This window comes from Isoptericola sp. NPDC056618, assembly GCF_042792715.1.
Classification (GTDB): domain Bacteria; phylum Actinomycetota; class Actinomycetes; order Actinomycetales; family Cellulomonadaceae; genus Isoptericola; species Isoptericola nanjingensis.
The window spans coordinates 434,100-454,477 of record NZ_JBHTVZ010000002.1; the positions used below are offsets into that span (position 1 = coordinate 434,100).

The window sequence follows — 20,378 nt, forward strand, 5'->3', positions numbered from 1 at the left end:
GGCCGAGGTGCCGGCCCGGTCCGTGCGGACGAGCGGAAGGGCGCGCGGACGCTCGCCCAGGACGGTGCACTCAGGAGGACCGGGCGGGGAGCGCATCCTCATCGGCAGCATCCCGTACACCCGACGGGAAGTCGACGGAATTCGTGACGGAGCGCGCGCCGGCGGTGGGCCGCGTGCGGCCCACCAGGAACGTCGCGGCGAGCGCGAGCGCCGCCGCGAGGCCGAGGCACACGGCGTAGGCGGCCGGGCCGACCCGGTCGTGCAGGGCCCACAGCAGCGCGCCGGTACCCGTGAGCGCGACGGCGGACGCCGCCGCGTCGGCCACCTGGAGCACCGACATCGACACGCCCTGCGCCGAGGGCGGCGCGAGCTCGAGGACGAGCAGGTTGAGGGTGGGGAACACCAACCCCATCCCGAGCCCGCTCAGCACCCACGGCGCGGCCGCGGCGACCAGGGGCACGCCCGGGACGACCAGCAGGGCGACGCCCGCGGTCCCCAGCACGAGGGACGCGCAGCCGACGCGGAGGAAACCCGCGTGCGACAGGCCGCCGAGCCCGCGCCCACGCGCCCACGACCCTGCCGACCACCCGAGCACGTGCAGCGTGAGGACGGCCCCGGCGAACGCCGGCGCGAGACCCCGCTCACGGGTGAGCGCGAGCGGCAGCAGCACCTGCGCCCCGACGAAGGCGGCAGCCACGAACGCCCGCACCAGCACGACGGTGCCCAGGCCCCGTGCACCGCGCAGCACCTGTCCCGCGACGTCGCGCCACGGCGCGGCGACCCCGCCGTCGGCGACCGGTCGGCGTGGGCCGGTGCGGCCGGCCGCGAGCGCCGGCCGCAGGGCCAGCAGGGCGGGCACGGCCAGCACGGGCACGGCGAGGAACACCCACCGCCACCCGAGGTACTGCGTCATCGCCCCCGCGAGCAGCGGCCCCACCACCCCGGGCACCACCCACGCGGCGGCGAACCACGCGAAGACCTTCGGCCGTCGCGCCTCGGGGAACACGCGCGCCACCAGCACGAAGATCGCCACCCCCTCGATGCCGCTGCCCGCGCCCTGCACGGTGCGGCCCGCCAGGAGCACCGGCATGCTCGGCGCCAGCCCTGCGACGAGCAGCCCCGCGAGGAACAGCGAGATCCCGGCAAGCAGCGGCGGCGTCGGCCCCCGACGGTCCGTCCACCGGCCCGCGACGAGCATCCCCACCACCCCCGCGGCCGATCCCGTCGCGAACGCGAGCGTGTACAGGCGCAGGCCGTCCAGCTCGGCGGCCACCGTCGGCATCGCCGTCGAGACCGCCAGGGACTCGAACGCCCCCAGCGCGACGTACGCCACCATGCCGATCAGCACCGTGCGCTGCGCCCGCGCGCCCAGCAGCCCGTCATGCGACCCGTCGGCCGCACCCTCGGCGGTCGCGCCGGTCACCCGAGCACCACCTTGCCGACCGTGCGGCGCTCCTCGAGCTCCCGGTGGGCCCGCGCGGCCTCCGCGAACGCCACGCGGTGGGTGAGCACGCGCCACTCGCCCGACGCGGCCCGCTCCAGGGCCCGCCGCTGGTAGTCGCGCAGGTCGCCGAACGCGGGCGCGCCCGGCCCGACGACGGCGCGGACCTCGACCGGCTGGCCGTGCGGCGTGACGGCGCTCGCGGCCACGGGGTTCGGGCTCCCGGAGGCCCAGCCCTGCACGACGAGCCGTCCGCCCGGACCGAGCAGCGCGGCGGCGTCGGCGCCGAGGTCCCCGCCGACGCCGTCGATCAGCAGCGTCGCCGCGGGCGCCCGGAGGCGCCCGAGCGCGGCACGCGCGTCCTGCGGCCAGGACGGCGCCGCGACGTCGACGACGGCGAGCGACGGCCCGGCGTCGGGCGCGAGGCCGCGCACGGCCCGGACCTTGCGCGGGCCCCCGGCCAGCGCGAGCACCCGGGCGCCCGCGGCGAGCGCCGACTGCACGAACAGCGAGCCGAGCCCGCCGGCCGCGGCGGTGATCACCACGACGTCGTCCGGTCCGGGCCGCGCGACCTCCAGCGCCATGAGCGCCATCCGGCCGGTGCCGATCATCGCGACGGCGTCGGCGAGGTCGAGACGGTCGGGGGGGCGGTGCAGGGAGTCGACCGGCGCGACGGCGAGACGGGCGTACCCGCCGCCGTCGGGCGTGGCGCCCAGGTGGGCGGCGACACGTGCCCCGAGCCAGTCGTCCCCGACGTCCGGGCCGACGGCGACCACCGCGCCGGCGACCTCGCGCCCGGGGATCGCGGGGAGGCGCGGCGCGGGCAGGGGACCGGTGGCCTCGCCGCGGCGGAGGGTGGTGTCCAGCAGGTGCACGCCGTGCACGCGGGCGGCGACGAGCACCTGGCCGGGGCCGGGCACGGGGTCGGGGACCTGCTCGAGGACGAGGGTCTCGGGCGGGCCGTAGGTGTGATGGCGGATGGCGTCCATGTCGTCATGCTGTGACCTGAACTATGGTTGAGGTCAAGGGTCGGGAGGCCGCCGCGCGGGGAGGGACACGGATCGTGCCGGAGCACGCGACCGAGAGGGTTCCGTGGGACCACGTCGAGCTGACCGTCGGGGAGGTGGCGGCGCGCAGCGGCGTCGCCGTCTCCGCGCTGCACTTCTACGAGAGGCGCGGGCTGATCGCCAGCCGTCGCACGTCGGGCAACCAGCGGCGCTACCGGCGTGACGTCCTGCGGCGGGTCTCGTTCATCCGGGTCTCCCAGCGGGTCGGTATCCCGTTGGCGCGCATCGCCGCGGCGCTCGAGACCCTGCCCGCCGACCGCGCGCCGAACGTCCGCGACTGGGAGCGCCTGTCCAAGGCTTGGCGCACCGACCTCGACGCGCGGATCGCGCAGCTCGAGCGCCTGCGCGACGACCTCACCGACTGCATCGGGTGCGGGTGCCTGTCCCTGAGCCGGTGCGTGCTGGCCAACCCGCACGACGCGCTCGGGGACGACGGGCCGGGCCCGCGCCGGCTGCTCGTCGACGACGCGGAGTGATCCGCCCGGTGTGATCCGCCCGGTGTGACAGCCGGGGCTTGAGGGCACATGCCGCACCCTCGACGCCGCGAGCACGGACGGTCGGGACGGCTGCCGTGGTGCCGCCGTACCCTCGGGCCATGACTCACGTCCTCGTCCTCAACGGTCCCAACCTCGGTCGGCTCGGCGTGCGCGAGCCCGAGATCTACGGCCACGCGTCCATGGCCGACCTCGAGCGGGAGGCCGCGGTCTGGGGGAGCGAGCTGGGCGTCACGGTCGAGGTGCGTCAGACCGACGACGAGTCGGAGCTGGTCGGATGGCTGCACGAGGCCGTGGACACCCGCGCGCACGTGGTGCTCAACCCCGCCGCGTTCACGCACTACAGCTACGCGCTGCGCGACGCCGCGGCCCAGGTGACGACCTCCGGGCTCCTGCTCGTCGAGGTGCACCTGTCCAACCCCGCGTCGCGCGAGTCGTTCCGGCATTACTCGGTGGTAGCCGGCATCGCGACCGGGACGGTCGCGGGCTTCGGCTTCGACTCCTACCGGCTCGCCCTGAGCGCGGTGGCGCACAAGCTTCAGCCCTGAAGTCCGTCAGCTCCAGCGATTGGACTTGAGCAAAATCAAGCCCAAATGCTTGAGAGTGAGCGCACAAGCGCCTAGCCTTGAGCGATGATCGTCGTGACGGCGGACCAGCGGGGGAGCACCCGAGGCCCCGACCGTGTGCCCGAGGCCCTGGCACTCGTGGGCGCGCGGGTGGCCGGGAGGGTGGGCCTCGTGCTGCCGTTCGACCGGACGGTCGGGGACGAGCTGCAGGGCGTGCTGGCGGCGGACGACGACGGCGCCGCTCTGGCCGTCGACCTGGTCCTCGACCTCGTGCGCGACGGCGGCTGGTCCGTGGGGATCGGCCTGGGCGCCGTCGACCGGCCGCTGCCCGCGGCGTCGCGGGAGGCGTCCGGGCCGGCGTTCGTGCGGGCACGGGCTGCCGTCGACCGGGCGAAGCGGCGCGGGCGCGGCAGCGTGCCCTTGGCCGTGGTGGGGCCGGACGAGGAACCGCGCGCGACCGTCGCCGCGGACGCGCAGGCGCTCCTGCGCCTGCTCGGGGCCGTCGTCACGCGCCGTTCCGCGGCGGGGTGGGAGGCCGTCGACACGCTCGTCGGGCAGCGGGGCGCGGCGCCGCAGCGGGCCTCGGCGGCTGCGCTGGGGGTCAGCGAGCAGGCCGTGAGCCAGCGGCTGCGTGCCGCGCTGTGGGCCGAGGACGCCGCCGCCCGGCCGCTGGCGGCGCGCCTGCTGCGCGCGGCGGGCGCCGACCGCGACGATGTCCCCGACGAGGAATCGGACGACGGCCCGGACGACGCACCGGACGACGCACCGGACGACGAGGCAGGGGAGGGGCGCGCGCAGTGAGCTTCGGAGCGGTCGCGGCGGACGTCGCGGTGTGGGTCGTGGGCCTGGCCGCGAGCGTGGGCGGCGGGGCCTGGCTCGTGCCCTGGGTGCTCCGGCACGCCGAGCGCGAGCCCCAGGCGGCGGCGGAGGCGGTCGCGGTGCTGCGCGGCGGCACGTGGATCGGCCTGCTCGAGCGGCTGTGCGTCACGGGCTCGCTGCTCGCCGGCTACCCGGAGGGCGTGGCCGTGGTCGTCGCGGTCAAGGGGCTCGGCCGGTTCCCCGAGCTGCGCGAGCACCCGGTCGCGAGCGAGCGGTTCGTCGTCGGCACGCTGGCGTCGCTCGCCTGGTCGGCCGCGCTCGGTGTCGCGGGGCACGCGCTGCTGGCCGCGCTGTAGAATGTTCCGGGCCCTCTGCGGCCCGGCACGTCGACATTCGCACGACATCCGCTCAGCACCCGACCCCGAGGACGAACAAGAAACGTGGCTACCTCCAACGACATCAAGAACGGCACCGTGCTCCGCATCGACGGTCAGCTCTGGACGATCATCGAGTTCCAGCACGTCAAGCCGGGCAAGGGTGGCGCGTTCGTCCGCACCAAGATGAAGAACGTCGTGTCGGGCAAGACGGTCGACAAGACCTTCAACGCGGGCACCAAGATCGAGACCGCGAACGTGGACCGCCGCGACTTCCAGTACCTGTACATGGACGGCGCCGACTACGTGTTCATGGACACCGACACGTACGACCAGATCACCGTGCCCGGCGCCACCGTCGGCGACGCGAGCAACTACATGCTCGAGGGCATGAACATCATGGTCGCGTCCAACGACGGCACGCCGCTGTACGTCGAGCTCCCGTCGTCCGTGGTCCTGGAGATCACCTACACGGAGCCGGGTCTGCAGGGCGACCGCTCCACCGGCGGCACCAAGCCGGCCACGCTCGAGACGGGCGCGGAGATCCAGGTCCCGCTGTTCCTCGAGCAGGGCACCAAGGTCAAGGTCGACACGCGTGACGGGTCGTACCTGGGCCGCGTGAACGACTGACGGGCGCCTGCTGACATGGGTGCACGCACCAAGGCGCGCAAGCGCGCCGTCGACATCCTCTTCGAGGCGGAGCAGCGCGGGATCGACCCGCAGGTGCTCGTCGCGGACCGGGTGATCGAGCCGCACACCGAGGCCGCCGTGCCGCAGTACACCGTCGACCTCGTCGAGGGCGTCGTCGCTCACCGCGAGCGCATCGACGAGCTGCTGGCCACCTACTCCCAGGGGTGGACGGTGGAGCGGATGCCCGCGGTCGACCGCGCGCTGCTGCGGATCGGCACCTGGGAGCTGCTGTACAACGACGACGTCCCCGACGCCGTCGCGGTGGACGAGGCGGTCGACCTCGCCGGGCAGCTCTCGACGGACGACTCGCCGTCGTTCGTCAACGGCCTGCTGGGCCGGCTCGTCGACATCAAGCCGACGCTGCTGATCTGACGTCGCTCGCGACGCCGTTCCGTGCCGAACAGGCGGTTGCTCCCGGACCCACGGCCCTTGCGGCCGTGACGGCGGGAGCAACCGCCTGTTCGGCGTTCCGGGGCGGGGGCGAGGGTGGTCGTGTGACGCACGCCGCGCCCGCATGGTGGGCACGCTCACGGGTGGCGGCGGGGCGACGGGATAGGGTGGAGGCCGTCAGAACGACACCCTTTAAGCCCGTCCCGTGAGGCGGAGAAGGAGGTCGCCAGTGACTGCTGGCACCGGCATGCCCGGAACACCCGATCCGCGCGACGTCCCCGAAGGGACCGTCGTGCTCGGCGCGAGCGACGTCGCCCGCGCCCTCACCCGCATCGCGCACGAGATCGTCGAGCGCGCCAAGGGAGCCCAGGACGTCGTCCTGCTCGGCATCCCGACCCGCGGGGTCACCCTCGCCGCCCGCCTCGCGCAGCGGCTCGCGAGCATCGACCCCGGCTTCGACCCGGAGCGCGACCTCGGCGAGCTGGACGTCACGATGTACCGCGACGACCTGCGCCGCCAGCCCACCCGCGCGGTCGGCGTCACGCGGCTGCCCGCCGCGGGGATCGAGGGCAAGACCGTCGTCCTCGTCGACGACGTCCTCTTCTCCGGCCGCACGATCCGCGCCGCGCTCGACGCCATCGGCGACCTCGGCCGTCCGCAGGCCGTGCGCCTCGCCTGCCTGGTGGACCGCGGGCACCGCGAGCTGCCGATCCGTCCCGACTTCGTGGGCAAGAACCTCCCGACCGCCCAGACGGAGCGGGTGCGCGTGCTGCTCGCGGAGGTGGACGGCTCCGACGCCGTGGTGATCAGCGGGCGCGAGCCCGGCGCCGGCGCCCCGGGCGAGGGGGACCAGCGATGAGGCACCTGCTCTCCACCGCCGACCTGGCCAAGGACGAGGCGATCGAGCTCCTCGACACCGCCGCGCAGATGGCCGCGACGCAGTCCCGCGAGATCAAGAAGCTGCCGACGCTGCGCGGCCGCACCGTGGTGAACCTCTTCTTCGAGGACTCCACCCGCACCCGGATCTCGTTCGAGACGGCCGCCAAGCGGCTGTCCGCGGACGTCATCAACTTCTCGGCCAAGGGGTCGAGCGTGTCCAAGGGCGAGTCGCTCAAGGACACCGCGCTCACCCTGCACGCGATGGGCGCCGACGCCGTGGTGGTCCGCCACTGGGCCTCGGGCGCCCCGTACCAGCTCGCGCACGCGGGCTGGCTCGACGCGGCCGTGCTCAACGCCGGCGACGGCACGCACATGCACCCCACGCAGGCGCTGCTCGACGCCTACACGATCCGCCGGCACCTCGGCGGCCACGGCGGCGGCCTGCGCCGCGGCGGGGACGACGGCGTCGGCGCCGACCTCGCGGGCGTGAAGGTCGCGATCGTGGGCGACGTCCTGCACTCGCGCGTCGCCCGGGCCAACGTGTGGCTGCTGCGCACGCTGGGCGCCGAGGTGACGCTCGTGTCGCCGCCGACGCTCCTCCCGGTCGGCGTCGAGACCTGGCCGTGCCGCACGTCCTACGACCTGGACGCCACGCTCGCCGACTGGCAGCCCGACGCCGTGATGATGCTCCGCGTGCAGCGCGAGCGGATGTCCGGGGGAGCGGGGGCGTTCTTCCCGAGCCCGCTGGAGTACACCCGCTACTTCGGCCTCGACGGCCGCCGCCTGGCGCTGCTGCCCGCGCACTCGATCGTCATGCACCCCGGCCCGATGAACCGCGGGCTGGAGATCTCCGCCGAGGCGGCCGACTCGGACCGCGCCGTCATCGTGGAGCAGGTAGCCAACGGCGTCGCCGTGCGCATGGCCTCGCTCTACCTGCTGCTGTCCGGCACCGAATCGTCGGCCCCCGCGCCCGCCTCGGTGCCCGCCGCTCCGCCCGCCCCTGTCTCGAGCACCACCGAAGGGACCGCCCTGTGACCACGACCTATGTGCTGCGCGGGGCCCGTCCCCTCGGCGGCGAGCCCGCCGACGTCGTCCTCGCGGACGGCGTGATCACCCAGGTCGCCGCCCCGGGTGCCGCGGACGTGCCCGCCGGCGACGACGTCGTCGAGATCGCGGCCGACGGGCACGTGCTCCTGCCGGGGCTGGTCGACCTGCACACCCACCTGCGCGAGCCGGGCCGCGAGGACGCCGAGACGGTCGCGTCCGGCACCCGCGCGGCCGCGGCGGGCGGCTTCACCGCCGTGCACGCCATGGCCAACACGTCGCCCGTCGCCGACACCGCCGGCGTGGTCGAGCAGGTGTGGCGCCTGGGCCAGGAGGCCGGCTGGGTCGACGTGCACCCGGTCGGGGCCGTCACCGTGGGCCTGGGGGGCGAGCGCCTCGCCGAGCTCGGTGCGATGGCCGACTCCGCGGCCCGCGTCCGGGTCTTCTCCGACGACGGCAAGTGCGTGCACGACCCGATCCTCATGCGCCGCGCGCTGGAGTACGTCAAGGCGTTCGACGGCGTCGTCGCGCAGCACGCGCAGGAGCCGCGCCTCACCGAGGGCGCCCAGATGAACGAGGGCGTCGTCTCGGCCGAGATCGGCCTGGCCGGCTGGCCGGCGGTCGCCGAGGAGGCGATCATCGCCCGCGACGTGCTGCTCGCCGAGCACGTCGGCTCGCGCCTCCACGTCTGCCACCTGTCGACCGCCGGCTCGGTCGAGATCGTCCGCTGGGCCAAGGGCCGCGGCATCGACGTCACCGCCGAGGTGACGCCGCACCACCTGATCCTCACGGACGAGCTCGCCCGCACCTACGACCCCACGTACAAGGTGAACCCGCCGCTGCGCACCGCCGAGGACGTCGAGGCCGTGCGCCAGGGCCTGGCCGACGGCACGATCGACATCGTCGCCACGGACCACGCCCCGCACACCCGCGAGGACAAGGACTGCGAGTGGGGCGCCGCCGCGTTCGGCATGACCGGGCTGGAGACGGCCCTGTCGGTCGTGCAGCAGACCATGGTCGACACCGGCCGGCTCGGCTGGGCCGACGTCGCGCGCGTCCTGTCGACCAACCCCGCCCGGATCGGCCGGGTCGCGGACCACGGCCGGCCGGTCGAGGCCGGCGAGCCCGCCAACCTCACGCTGGTCGACCCGGCCGCCTCGCGGACGGTCGACGGAGCCGCCCAGGCCACCGCGAGCGGCAACACGCCCTTCGCCGGCCGCGAGCTGCCCGGCCGCGTGGTGGCGACGTTCCTGCGCGGCCGCGCCACCGTGCTCGACGGCGCGCCCGTCGAGCCCGCCGCTGCGCCGGCGGTCCAGCGGGGAGGGGCGCGATGAACCTCCCCATGCCCGTCGCGGTCGGGATCTGGGTCGTCATCGGCGTCCTGCTCCTGCTCGTGATCCTCACCGGCCGGCGCCGGCTCGCCGCCCGCACCCGGGACACCGTCCCCGTGCCTCCCGCCGTCCCCGAGGACCTCGGCGCGCTGCGCCTCGGCCCGCTCGACGCCACGTACGTCTCCTCGACCCTGGCGGGGGACTGGCTGGCGCGGGTCGGCGCCCACCACCTCGGTGACCGCTCCACCGCCCACGTGTCCGTGCACGACGCCGGCGTCCTGGTCGAGCGCGACGGTGCCCCCGACGTGTTCGCGCCCGTGGCCGCCCTGCGCGGCGTCGGGCTGGCCCCCGGCATGGCCGGCAAGTACGTCGGCGCCGACGGCCTGGTCGTCGTGACCTGGGAGGACCCGGAGCGCGACGGCGTGCCGGCGGTCGCCCTCGACACCGGCCTGCGCACCCGCCTCGCGCCCGACCGCTCCCGCCTGGTCGACGCCGTGCGCCACCTCATGACCTCCGCCCCCGCACCGAAGGACGAGCAGTGACCTCCAGCTCCCTGACCAGCTCCGCGTCGAGCGGCCCCGTGCCGAGCCGCGCGCCCGTGCCGCACGCGGCCCTCCTCGTGCTCGAGGACGGCACCGTGGCCCGCGGCCGCGCGTACGGCGCCCGCGGCGCCACCTTCGGCGAGATCGTCTTCTCCACCGGCATGACCGGCTACCAGGAGACCCTCACCGACCCCTCCTACCACCGGCAGATCGTCGTGATGACGGCCCCGCACGTCGGGAACACCGGCATCAACGACGAGGACCCGGAGTCCGGCAAGATCTGGGTCGCCGGCTACGTGCTGCGCGACCCCGCCCGCCGCATGTCCTCCTGGCGTGCGGACCGCTCCCTCGAGGAGGAGCTCGCGGCCCAGGGCGTCGTGGGCATCAGCGACGTCGACACCCGCAAGCTCACGCGCCACCTGCGCGAGCTGGGCGTCATGCGCGCCGGGATCTTCTCCGGCGACGCCCTGGTGCGCGAGGTCGCCGGCGGCACGCTCGTCGAGCGGTCGGTGCCCGAGCTGGTCGCCGAGGTGCAGGCGTCCCCGCAGATGGCGGGCGCCAACCTCTCCCCGGAGGTCACGACCGACCAGGCGTACGTCGTCGAGCCCTCGGGCGACTTCGCCGGGCGGGAGCCGCTGGCGACCGTCGTCGCCGTCGACCTGGGCATCAAGGCCATGACCCCGGCGCGGCTCGCGCAGCGGGGCGTGCGCGTGCACGTCGTGCCCCAGTCGGCCACGATCGCCGACATCGAGGCCCTGCTGCCGACCGACGGCTCGCCCACCGGCGTGTTCTTCTCGAACGGCCCCGGCGACCCCTCGTCGGCCACCCACGAGATCGAGCTGCTGCGCGGCGTGCTGGACCGCGGCATCCCGTTCTTCGGCATCTGCTTCGGCAACCAGCTGCTGGGCCGCGCCCTGGGGTACGGCACGTACAAGCTCGGGTACGGCCACCGCGGCATCAACCAGCCGGTCATGGACCGCACCACCGGCAAGGTGGAGGTCACGGCGCACAACCACGGCTTCGCCGTCGACGCGCCGCTCGACGCCGTGTCCACCGCACCGCACGACGCCGAGCGCGGCGACGGCCGCGCCTACGGCCGCGTCATCGTGTCCCACGTCGGCCTCAACGACCAGGTGGTCGAGGGGCTGACCGCGCTCGACGTGCCGGCCTTCTCCGTGCAGTACCACCCCGAGGCCGCCGCCGGACCGCACGACAGCGCCTACCTCTTCGACCGCTTCGTCGAGCTCATGACGAGCCGCGAGCCCGTGACCGTCCCCGCCGCCACGCTGGCCGCGCTGAAGGAGAACTGATGCCCCGCCGTTCCGACCTCTCCTCCGTCCTGGTCATCGGCTCCGGCCCGATCGTCATCGGCCAGGCCTGCGAGTTCGACTACTCCGGCACGCAGGCCTGCCGCGTGCTCAAGGAGGAGGGCCTGCGGGTCGTCCTCGTGAACTCGAACCCGGCCACGATCATGACCGACCCGGAGTTCGCCGACGCCACCTACGTCGAGCCGATCACCACCGAGGTGCTCACCTCGATCATCGCCAAGGAGCGCCCCGACGCACTCCTGCCCACCCTGGGCGGACAGACGGCGCTCAACGCCGCCATCGCCCTCGACGAGGCCGGCGTCCTCGAGCAGTACGACGTCGAGCTCATCGGCGCGAACATCCCCGCCATCCAGAAGGGCGAGGACCGCCAGCAGTTCAAGGACGTCGTCGCCAAGTGCGGCGGCGAGTCCGCCCGCTCCGTCATCGTGCACACCGTGGAGGAGGCCGTCGCGGCGGCCGCCGACCTCGGCTACCCGATGGTCGTGCGCCCGTCCTTCACGATGGGCGGCCTCGGCTCCGGCTTCGCGTACGACGAGCGCGAGCTGCGCCGCATCGTCGGCCAGGGCCTGCACTACTCGCCGACCACCGAGGTGCTCCTGGAGGAGTCGATCCTCGGCTGGAAGGAGTACGAGCTCGAGCTCATGCGTGACAAGGACGACAACGTCGTGGTCGTCTGCTCGATCGAGAACGTCGACCCCGTCGGCGTGCACACCGGCGACTCCGTCACTGTCGCCCCCGCGATGACGCTCACCGACCGCGAGTACCAGAAGCTGCGCGACATCGGCATCGCCGTCATCCGCGAGGTCGGCGTCGACACCGGCGGCTGCAACATCCAGTTCGCCGTCGACCCCGACACCGGGCGCGTCATCGTCATCGAGATGAACCCGCGCGTGTCGCGCTCCTCGGCCCTCGCCTCGAAGGCGACCGGCTTCCCGATCGCGAAGATCGCGGCCAAGCTCGCCGTCGGCTACACGCTCGACGAGATCCCGAACGACATCACGCGCGTCACGCCGGCGAGCTTCGAGCCCACGCTCGACTACGTCGTCGTCAAGGTGCCCCGCTTCGCGTTCGAGAAGTTCCCGGCCGCCGACCCGACGCTCACCACGACCATGAAGTCGGTGGGCGAGGCCATGGCGCTGGGCCGCAACTTCACCGAGGCGCTCGGCAAGGCCCTGCGCTCGATCGACAAGGGCGGGGTCTCGTTCCACTGGGACGGCGACGCGCCGTCCGGGGCGGAGCTCGACCAGCTGCTCGCCGAGATCGTGCGACCCACCGAGCACCGCATGGTCGGCGTGCAGCAGGCCCTGCGGGCGGTCGTCGCCGGGCACACGACGCTCGAGGCCGTCTTCGACGCGACGAAGATCGACCCCTGGTTCCTCGACCAGATCCTGCTGATGAACGAGGTCGCCGCCGAGGTGGCCGCGGGCCCGACCCTCACCGAGGACGTGCTGCGCCGCGCCAAGCGGCACGGCCTGTCCGACGTGCAGGTCGCACGGCTGCGCGGCATGGGCCCGGCGGGCGAGGCCACCGTCCGCGAGGTGCGGCGCGCGCTCGGCGTCCGGCCGGTCTACAAGACGGTCGACACCTGCGCCGCCGAGTTCGCGGCCCGCACGCCGTACCACTACTCGTCCTACGACGAGGAGACCGAGGTGGCGCCCCGCGAGCGCGAGGCCGTCATCATCCTGGGCTCCGGCCCGAACCGGATCGGCCAGGGCATCGAGTTCGACTACTCGTGCGTGCACGCCGCCCTGACCCTGTCCGAGCGGTACGAGACCGTCATGGTCAACTGCAACCCGGAGACCGTCTCGACGGACTACGACACCTCCGACCGCCTGTACTTCGAGCCGCTCACGTTCGAGGACGTCCTCGAGGTCTACGAGGCCGAGCTCGCCGCCGGGCCGGTCAAGGGCGTGATCGTGCAGCTCGGCGGGCAGACGCCGCTCGCGCTCGCGCAGCGCCTGGCGGACGCCGGCGTCCCGATCCTCGGCACCTCGCCCGAGGCCATCGACGCCGCCGAGGACCGCGGCATCTTCGGCCAGGTGCTGCTCGACGCCGGCCTGCCCGCGCCCGCGTTCGGCACGGCCCGCTCGCTGGGCCAGGCCCGCGACGTGGCCGAGACGATCGGCTACCCGGTGCTGGTGCGCCCGTCGTACGTGCTCGGCGGCCGCGGCATGGAGATCGTGTACTCCGCCGAGCAGCTCACGGAGTACGTCGAGCGGGCGCTCACGGCCGCCGCCGCGGACGAGCGCACGGCCGGCGGCCTGCTGCCCGCGCCGCTGCTCATCGACCGCTTCCTCGACGACGCGATGGAGATCGACGTCGACGCCCTGTACGACGGCGAGGAGATGTTCCTCGGCGGCGTCATGGAGCACATCGAGGAGGCCGGCATCCACTCCGGCGACTCCGCGTGCGTGCTGCCGCCGGTCTCGCTGTCGACGGCCGAGATCGAGCGGATCCGCCGCTCCACCGAGGCGATCGCCAAGGGGGTCGGCGTGCGCGGCCTGCTCAACGTGCAGTACGCGCTCGTCTCGGACGTCCTGTACGTGCTCGAGGCGAACCCGCGCGCGTCGCGCACCGTCCCCTTCGTGTCCAAGGCGACGGGCACCTCGATGTCCAAGGCGGCGGCCCGGGTGATGGTCGGCGAGTCGATCGCCGAGCTGCGCGCGGCCGGCGTCCTGCCCGCCGAGGGCGACGGCGGCACGCTCGACCTCGGGGCGCCGCTGGCGGTCAAGGAGGCCGTGCTGCCGTTCAAGCGGTTCCGGACCGCCGAGGGCCAGGTCGTCGACACGGTGCTCGGTCCGGAGATGCGCTCCACCGGCGAGGTCATGGGCTTCGACAAGGACTTCCCGCACGCCTTCGCGAAGTCGCAGGCCGCCGCGTTCGGCGGGCTGCCCACCACGGGCCGCGTGTTCGTGTCGGTCGCCGACCGCGACAAGCGCTCGATCATCTTCCCGGTGAAGCGGCTCGCGGAGCTGGGCTTCGAGGTGCTCGCCACCTCCGGCACGGCGCAGGTGCTGCGGCGCAACGGCATCGGCAGCACGGTGGTGCGCAAGTTCTCCGAGGGCCGCGGTGCCGACGGCGAGCCGACGATCGTCGACCTCATCAGCGACGGCAGCGTCGACCTCGTGGTCAACTCGCCGTCCGGCCAGGGCGCGCGCGCCGACGGCTACGAGATCCGCGCCGCGACGACGGCGGCGGACAAGCCGATGATCACCACGGTGGACCAGCTCGCCGCGGCGGTGCAGGGCATCGAGGCGGTCCGCGGCGGCCCGTTCGACGTCGCGAGCCTCCAGGAGCACACGACGGCGACGCGGGAGCGGCTCGGCGCCGCGGTGACGGCGGGGGCGTCGGCATGAGCGCCGCGCCCATGCCCCGTGCCTCCTCGGCGCCCTTCGGCGCGCGGCTCGCCGCGGCGATGGACGCCCACGGGCCGCTGTGCGTGGGCATCGACCCGCACGCGTCGCTGCTCGCGGCCTGGGGGCTGGGCGACGACGCCGCCGGGGTCCGCGAGTTCGGCCTGCGGGTCGTGGACGCGCTCGGCGGGCGGGTCGCGGCCTTCAAGCCGCAGGCCGCGTTCTTCGAGCGGCACGGCTCGGCCGGGGTCGCCGCGCTGGAGGACGTGATCGCCGCGTCCCGGGCCGTCGGCACGCTGACGATCGTCGACGCCAAGCGCGGCGACATCGGCTCGACGATGGGCGCCTACGCCGACGCGTTCCTCGCGGACGGCTCGCCCCTCGCCGGCGACGCCGTGACGGTGTCGCCGTACCTGGGCTTCGGCTCGCTGGCCCCGGCCGCCGAGCTGGCCGCCCGCACCGGGCGCGGCATCTTCGTGCTGTGCCTCACCTCCAACAAGGAGGGGCACGAGGTGCAGCACGCCGTCGGGCCCGACGGCGTGAGCGTCGCGGCGTCGGTCGCCGCCCAGGCGGCCGTGCTGAACGCGGGGGCCGTCGCCGAGGGGCTGCCGATGGGCTCGGTCGGGCTCGTCGTCGGCGCCACGGTCGGCGACGCCGCCCGCGAGACCGGCACGGACCTCGTGGCCGTGCACGGGCCGCTGCTCGCGCCCGGCGTGGGTGCCCAGGGCGCGGGGGAGCGGGAGCTCGCCTCGGCCTTCGGGGACGCGCGGCGACAGGTGCTCGCCTCGTCGTCCCGCGGCGTCCTCGCGGCGGGGCCCGACGCCGAGGGGCTGCGGGCGGCCGCCGCGTCCGCGGTGGCGGACGCGCGGGCCGCGCTGCGTCCCTGACGCCGGTCGTCCGGACGACGGGCCCGCCCCTCACGGGGTCGGGCCCGTCGTCGTCTCCGCGGTGCTGGCTCCGGGTGCTGACGTCAGGCGCCGGCGTCAGGTCCCGGTGACCTGCCAGACGGACACGTGCCGCTCGCTGTCGGCGGTGAAGGGCGTGCGGTCCCAGTCCTCCCAGCGGTGCACCAGGCGCATCCCGGCGATCCGCGCCATGAGGTCCAGCTCGGCCGGCCAGACGTACCGGAACGGCAGCCACCGGAACCGGCCCGAGCCGTCCCGGCCGACGGTCACGTGGTTCGACGTGAACCGCTGGGTGACCACGTCGATCCGGTCGAAGCCCACGTACCCGCCGCCGGCGTCGTCGGGCGCGACCGTGAACGGCACGGTGTCCTGCCCGGGCGGCATGCGCCGCAGGGGCGGCACCCCGACCTCGACCACGAAGTGCCCGCCGGGGCGCAGGTGCGCCGCCGCGGTCCGGAAGCAGTCCACCTGGCCGTCCTGCGTCGTGACGTTGCCGATGGTGTTGAAGACGAGGTACGCGACGGCGAACTCGCCCGGCACGCGGGTGCTCGTCATGTCGCCGATCGTCACCTCGACGCGCTCGCCGCCGGGCTTGTCCGCGACGCGCGCCGCCATGGCCCGGGACAGCTCGATGCCGTGCACGGGCACGCCGCGGCGCGCGAGAGGTGCGGCGACGCGGCCGGTGCCGACGGCGAGCTCGAGGGCGGCGCCGTCGCCCGCGAGGCCGGCGAGCAGGTCGACCGTGCGTCCGACGACCGCCGGGTCGAACTCGTCGTCGGTCGAGGAGTCGTAGGAGGAGGCGACGCTCTCGGGGAACCACCCGTCCTCGATGGCGTCCGGGATGGCGTCCGGGATGGCGTCCGGGGTCGTCCTAGGGTCAGTCGGCATGCACCGACCGTAGGCCGCGGCGCACGAGCCGCAGGAGTCTTTTCCGTGCAGGCGTGCGACCTGCGACGATGTCGTGACCCGAATGCCGCTTTCCTCCCGGTCGGACGGCGATCGGTGCGGCGCTACGGATTGCCGCCTCCGCAGGTCGTGGCTACTTTCGAGGGAGCAGTTCCCTCACAGGCGGACCGACAGAGTAGGTGACTTGCGTGGCTCTCCCCCCTCTCACCCCGGAACAGCGTGCTGCGGCCCTCGAGAAGGCGGCCGAGGCTCGGCGCGTCCGCGCGGAGATCAAGAACCGGTTGAAGTACTCCCAGGGCTCCCTCAAGGACGTGATCGAGAAGGGGCAGAAGGACGACGTCGTGGGCAAGCTCAAGGTCGTCTCGCTGCTCGAGTCGCTCCCCGGGGTCGGTAAGGTGAAGGCCCGGGCGATCATGGAGGAGATCGGGATCGCCGAGACCCGCCGGGTCCGCGGCCTCGGGCCGCACCAGGCTTCGGCGCTCATCGAGAGGTTTGGCTGACATTTCCGCACCACCCGCCGGCAGTCCGGCACCGCAGCAGGCCCCTGTCACGGCGGACGCGGGAGCGCCGTCGGCGCGCCTGACCGTGCTGGCCGGGCCGACGGCCGTCGGCAAGGGCACGGTCTCGGCCGACGTGCGCGCCCGCTACCCGCAGGTGTGGCTGTCGGTGTCGGCGACGACCCGGCCGCCGCGCCCCGGCGAGGTGCACGGCGTGCACTACCTGTTCGTCTCGCCCGAGGAGTTTGACCGGATGGTCGCCGAGGGGGAGATGCTCGAGTGGGCGGTGGTGCACGGCCGGCACCGGTACGGCACCCCCCGGGGGCCGGTCGAGGAGCATCTCGCTGCCGGCGTGCCCACCCTGCTGGAGATCGACCTGCAGGGGGCGCGCCAGGTGCGCGAGGCGGTCACGGCGAGAGGGCTCGCCGCGCAGTTCGTCTTCCTCGCCCCGCCGAGCTTCGACGAGCTCGTGCGGCGCCTGGTCGGGCGCGGCACGGAGGACGCGGAGGAACGTGAGCGACGCCTGACCACGGCGCGGACCGAGCTCGCCGCCGAGGCCGAGTTCGACGTGACGATCGTCAACGACGACGTCACCCACGCCACGGACCGGCTCGCGAGGGTGATGGGTGTGACGTCCGCCGCACCCCGGGTCGCCCTGTAGGGCACCGGCTGGGGGTCCGCGCCCGACCGCAGGTAGGATGGACCGCTGACCCCCTGACATCGCGTCACCGCGGCCGTCAGCGAACCCGTCACCGAACTTTGTCTGGAGTGTGACCCATGGCCGGAACCGTGGCCCAGCCCATCGGCATCACCGACCCGCCCATCGACGAGCTGCTCGAGCGCACCGACTCGAAGTACGGCCTCGTGCTGTACGCATCCCAGCGCGCCCGCCAGATCAACGCCTACTACTCGCAGCTCAACGAGGGCCTGCTCGAGAACGTGGGCCCGCTGGTCGAGACCCGCAACCAGGAGAAGCCGCTCTCCATCGCCATGCGCGAGATCAACGAGGGCCTGCTCACCTCGACCCCGGTCGAGGAGAAGCCCGAGGCCGCCGCGGAGCCGGTCGCCGAGCCCGGCGACGAGATCACCTTCTGACGGCACGGCGCCGGTCGGCGACCGGCGCCACCCTGCGGCGACGAGGTAGCGCGCGATGAGGATCCTGCTCGGCGTCAGCGGCGGCATCGCCGCGTACAAGGCCGTGCTGCTGCTGCGGCTCCTGCGCGAGGACGGCCACGCGGTCCGGGTGATCCCGACCGCGTCCGCCCTGCGTTTCGTGGGCGCGCCGACGTTCGAGGCGCTGTCCGGCGAGCCGGTCACGGACGAGGTCTTCGAGGACGTCGCGCACGTCCCCCACGTGGCGCTCGGACAGGGCGCCGACCTCGTCGTCGTGGCGCCCGCGACGGCGGACCTGCTCGCCCGGGCGGCGACCGGCCGGGCCGACGACCTCCTCACCTCGACCCTCCTCACCGCACGCTGCCCGGTCGTGATGGCCCCCGCCATGCACACCGAGATGTGGGAGCACCCCGCCACCCGCGCCAACGTGGCGACGCTGCGCGAGCGGGGCGTCACGGTGATCGAGCCGGAGAGCGGCCGTCTCACCGGCGCGGACACCGGCCCGGGGCGCCTGCCCGAGCCGGAGGAGATCGCGCGTGCAGCCCTCGCGGCCGCGGCGTCCGCCGCCTCCTCGACGACCGGGGACGGGCCTCCCGGCGACCTGTCCGGTCGCACCGTGGTCGTCTCCGCGGGGGGCACCCGCGAGCCGATCGACCCGGTGCGCTTCATCGGCAACAGGTCCAGCGGGCGCCAGGGTGCCGCGCTGGCCGAGGCGGCCCGCGCCCGAGGCGCCGCGGTCACGCTCGTGGCCGCCAACCTGGACGACGCCGTGTGCGAGGCCGCGCGCGGGGCCGGCGTCGTCGTCGTGCCCGTGGAGACCACGGCCGAGCTGCGCGACGCCGTGCGTGCGGGCGCGTCGGGCGCCGACGTCGTCGTGATGGCGGCGGCGGTGGCCGACTTCCGCCCGGCCGACGTGCCGGACGCCAAGATCAAGAAGGTGCCGGGCGAGGGCCCGGCACCCATCACGCTCGTCGAGAACCCGGACGTGCTCGCCGAGCTCGCGCACGACCGGCTGCGCCCCGGCCAGCTCGTCGTGGGCTTCGCGGCCGAGACCGGCGACGCGGCGGGCTCCGTGCTCGAGCACGGGCGCCGCAAGGCGCTGCGCAAGGGCGCGGACCTCCTCGCGGTGAACGCCGTGGGCGGCGGGCGCGGCTTCGGCGCCCCCACCAACGCCGTCACGGTGCTCGACGGCCGCGGCGAGGTCGTGACCGAGGCCGCAGGGTCGAAGCGCGAGGTCGCGGACGCCATCTGGGACGCCGTGACGAAGACGCTGCCCGGCATCTGAGATTCACCCCAGCATGTGAGACATTTCCCGTCTCGAGGGCCCGACGGGGCGGACTGTTCCCCGTAGGCTGTCCGCCATGACCGATGCGCTGCGCCTCTTCACGTCAGAGTCCGTGACCGAGGGCCACCCGGACAAGGTCTGCGACCAGATCTCCGACGCGATCCTCGACGCGCTGCTCGCGCAGGACCCGCGCTCGCGCGTGGCGGTGGAGACGATGGTGACCACGGGCCTCGTGCACGTGGCGGGCGAGGTCACGACCGACGCGTACGTCGAGATCCCGCAGATCGTCCGCGAGGTGGTCCGCCGCATCGGGTACACGTCCTCCGCGATCGGGTTCGACGGCGACTCCTGCGGCGTCTCCGTGTCGATCGGGCAGCAGTCGCCCGACATCGCGCAGGGCGTCGACAAGAGCCTCGAGGAGCGCGACGACGCCTCCGGCCCGGGCCTCGACCGCGACCCGCTCGACGCGCAGGGCGCGGGCGACCAGGGCCTGATGTTCGGGTACGCCACCGACGAGACGCCGTCCCTGATGCCGCTGCCCATCTGGACGTCGCACCGGCTCGCGGAGCGGCTCTCGGCCGTGCGGCGCTCGGGCGAGCTGCCCGGGCTGCGCCCCGACGGCAAGACCCAGGTGACGGTCGCGTACGACGGCGACCGACCGGTGCGCGTCGACACCGTCGTGCTGTCCACGCAGCACGACGCCGACATCGTGCAGGAGAAGCTGCAGCGCGAGGTCGCGGACGTCGTCATCGCGCCGGTGCTGGCCCAGGTGGCCCAGGAGACCGGCGTCGGGACGACGGACGCGCGCCTCATCGTCAACCCCACCGGCAAGTTCGTCGTGGGCGGGCCGCAGGGCGACGCCGGCCTCACCGGGCGCAAGATCATCGTCGACACATACGGCGGCATGGCGCGGCACGGGGGCGGCGCCTTCTCCGGCAAGGACCCGTCGAAGGTCGACCGGTCCGCCGCGTACGCGATGCGCTGGGTCGCGAAGAACGTCGTCGCGGCCGGGCTGGCGCGCCGGTGCGAGGTGCAGGTCGCGTACGCGATCGGCAAGGCGCACCCGGTGGGGCTGTACGTCGAGACGTTCGGGACGGAGACGGTGGCCACCGAGCGGATCGCCGCGGCCATCGAGAGCGTCTTCGACCTGCGCCCGGCGGCGATCATCCGCGACCTGGACCTGCTGCGCCCCGTGTACGCCCAGACGGCCGCCTACGGACACTTCGGCCGCGACCTGCCCGGGTTCACCTGGGAGCGCACGGACCGCGTCGACGCGCTGCGGGCTGCGGTCTGATCGCTCGTGGGTGCCGTCACTTCGGCGGCGGCCGCGTGGTGGCAAGGTTCCTGCGCGCGG

The 20,378-nt window shown here is 74.4% G+C and carries 21 protein-coding genes; 18 read left to right on the plus strand and 3 right to left on the minus strand.

What is annotated here, in order from left to right:
* Positions 1–70 precede the first annotated feature (70 nt).
* A complete protein-coding gene (locus ACFQ8T_RS05090) occupies positions 71–1,423 on the minus strand; it encodes an MFS transporter (RefSeq protein WP_430545466.1) in 1,353 nt (450 codons plus the stop codon).
* Entirely contained in the window at positions 1,420–2,430 is a 1,011-nt protein-coding gene (locus ACFQ8T_RS05095) for an alcohol dehydrogenase catalytic domain-containing protein (RefSeq protein WP_430545467.1), read from the minus strand. Before ACFQ8T_RS05095 ends, ACFQ8T_RS05090 begins: the two co-directional genes overlap by 4 nt.
* A gap of 74 nt (positions 2,431–2,504) precedes the next feature.
* Between ACFQ8T_RS05095 and soxR the strand changes: the two genes are divergently transcribed.
* From soxR to pyrF, 13 genes are all read left to right on the plus strand, one after another.
* Positions 2,505–2,984: a redox-sensitive transcriptional activator SoxR gene (soxR, locus tag ACFQ8T_RS05100; RefSeq protein ID WP_430545468.1), complete on the plus strand. Its 480-nt coding sequence runs from the start codon at positions 2,505–2,507 to the stop codon at positions 2,982–2,984.
* 119 nt (positions 2,985–3,103) lie between these two features.
* A complete protein-coding gene (locus tag ACFQ8T_RS05105) occupies positions 3,104–3,550 on the plus strand; it encodes a type II 3-dehydroquinate dehydratase (RefSeq protein ID WP_430545469.1) in 447 nt (148 codons plus the stop codon).
* Positions 3,551–3,634: 84 nt separating this feature from the next.
* Complete coding sequence (locus tag ACFQ8T_RS05110; RefSeq protein WP_430545470.1) at positions 3,635–4,369, plus strand: hypothetical protein; 735 nt, start codon at positions 3,635–3,637, stop codon at positions 4,367–4,369.
* Positions 4,366–4,743, plus strand: coding sequence for a hypothetical protein (locus tag ACFQ8T_RS05115; protein ID WP_430545471.1), 378 nt, complete (start codon positions 4,366–4,368; stop codon positions 4,741–4,743). The genes ACFQ8T_RS05110 and ACFQ8T_RS05115 overlap by 4 nt, the downstream gene beginning before the upstream one ends.
* An 84-nt stretch (positions 4,744–4,827) precedes the next feature.
* A complete protein-coding gene (efp, locus tag ACFQ8T_RS05120) occupies positions 4,828–5,391 on the plus strand; it encodes an elongation factor P (protein ID WP_429763563.1) in 564 nt (187 codons plus the stop codon).
* A gap of 15 nt (positions 5,392–5,406) precedes the next feature.
* On the plus strand, positions 5,407–5,823 hold the full coding sequence (gene nusB, locus ACFQ8T_RS05125) for a transcription antitermination factor NusB (protein ID WP_430545472.1): 417 nt from the start codon (positions 5,407–5,409) through the stop codon (positions 5,821–5,823).
* A gap of 247 nt (positions 5,824–6,070) precedes the next feature.
* A complete protein-coding gene (pyrR, locus tag ACFQ8T_RS05130; RefSeq protein WP_430545473.1) occupies positions 6,071–6,700 on the plus strand; it encodes a bifunctional pyr operon transcriptional regulator/uracil phosphoribosyltransferase PyrR in 630 nt (209 codons plus the stop codon).
* Positions 6,697–7,755: an aspartate carbamoyltransferase catalytic subunit gene (locus ACFQ8T_RS05135; RefSeq protein ID WP_430545474.1), complete on the plus strand. Its 1,059-nt coding sequence runs from the start codon at positions 6,697–6,699 to the stop codon at positions 7,753–7,755. Before pyrR ends, ACFQ8T_RS05135 begins: the two co-directional genes overlap by 4 nt.
* Positions 7,752–9,098 (plus strand): dihydroorotase, encoded by a 1,347-nt coding sequence (locus ACFQ8T_RS05140; RefSeq protein ID WP_430545475.1) that lies wholly within the window; start codon positions 7,752–7,754, stop codon positions 9,096–9,098. Before ACFQ8T_RS05135 ends, ACFQ8T_RS05140 begins: the two co-directional genes overlap by 4 nt.
* Complete coding sequence (locus ACFQ8T_RS05145) at positions 9,095–9,637, plus strand: hypothetical protein (protein WP_430545476.1); 543 nt, start codon at positions 9,095–9,097, stop codon at positions 9,635–9,637. The genes ACFQ8T_RS05140 and ACFQ8T_RS05145 overlap by 4 nt, the downstream gene beginning before the upstream one ends.
* A gap of 56 nt (positions 9,638–9,693) precedes the next feature.
* On the plus strand, positions 9,694–10,947 hold the full coding sequence (gene carA, locus ACFQ8T_RS05150; protein WP_430545613.1) for a glutamine-hydrolyzing carbamoyl-phosphate synthase small subunit: 1,254 nt from the start codon (positions 9,694–9,696) through the stop codon (positions 10,945–10,947).
* Complete coding sequence (carB, locus tag ACFQ8T_RS05155) at positions 10,947–14,321, plus strand: carbamoyl-phosphate synthase large subunit (protein WP_430545477.1); 3,375 nt, start codon at positions 10,947–10,949, stop codon at positions 14,319–14,321. Before carA ends, carB begins: the two co-directional genes overlap by 1 nt.
* Entirely contained in the window at positions 14,318–15,205 is an 888-nt protein-coding gene (pyrF, locus tag ACFQ8T_RS05160) for an orotidine-5'-phosphate decarboxylase (RefSeq protein ID WP_430545478.1), read from the plus strand. The genes carB and pyrF overlap by 4 nt, the downstream gene beginning before the upstream one ends.
* Positions 15,206–15,301: 96 nt before the next feature.
* Here pyrF and ACFQ8T_RS05165 read toward each other — a convergent pair whose 3' ends face one another.
* Positions 15,302–16,111 (minus strand): class I SAM-dependent DNA methyltransferase, encoded by an 810-nt coding sequence (locus ACFQ8T_RS05165; RefSeq protein WP_430545479.1) that lies wholly within the window; start codon positions 16,109–16,111, stop codon positions 15,302–15,304.
* Between the two features lie 206 nt (positions 16,112–16,317).
* On the opposite strand from ACFQ8T_RS05165, the gene mihF reads away from it, so the two are divergent.
* The 5 genes from mihF to metK all read left to right on the plus strand — a co-directional run bounded on the left by mihF (position 16,318) and on the right by metK (position 20,318).
* The gene (gene mihF, locus ACFQ8T_RS05170) at positions 16,318–16,629 is read left to right on the plus strand and encodes an integration host factor, actinobacterial type (protein WP_079575226.1); all 312 of its coding nucleotides are present in this window, start codon (positions 16,318–16,320) and stop codon (positions 16,627–16,629) included.
* Positions 16,622–17,287 (plus strand): guanylate kinase, encoded by a 666-nt coding sequence (gmk, locus tag ACFQ8T_RS05175; RefSeq protein ID WP_430545480.1) that lies wholly within the window; start codon positions 16,622–16,624, stop codon positions 17,285–17,287. Before mihF ends, gmk begins: the two co-directional genes overlap by 8 nt.
* A 116-nt stretch (positions 17,288–17,403) precedes the next feature.
* Complete coding sequence (gene rpoZ, locus ACFQ8T_RS05180; protein WP_430545481.1) at positions 17,404–17,721, plus strand: DNA-directed RNA polymerase subunit omega; 318 nt, start codon at positions 17,404–17,406, stop codon at positions 17,719–17,721.
* A 55-nt stretch (positions 17,722–17,776) separates the two neighbouring features.
* Complete coding sequence (gene coaBC, locus ACFQ8T_RS05185; RefSeq protein ID WP_430545482.1) at positions 17,777–19,024, plus strand: bifunctional phosphopantothenoylcysteine decarboxylase/phosphopantothenate--cysteine ligase CoaBC; 1,248 nt, start codon at positions 17,777–17,779, stop codon at positions 19,022–19,024.
* A 76-nt stretch (positions 19,025–19,100) separates the two neighbouring features.
* Complete coding sequence (gene metK / locus ACFQ8T_RS05190; protein WP_430545483.1) at positions 19,101–20,318, plus strand: methionine adenosyltransferase; 1,218 nt, start codon at positions 19,101–19,103, stop codon at positions 20,316–20,318.
* The last annotated feature ends 60 nt before the right edge of the window (positions 20,319–20,378 follow it).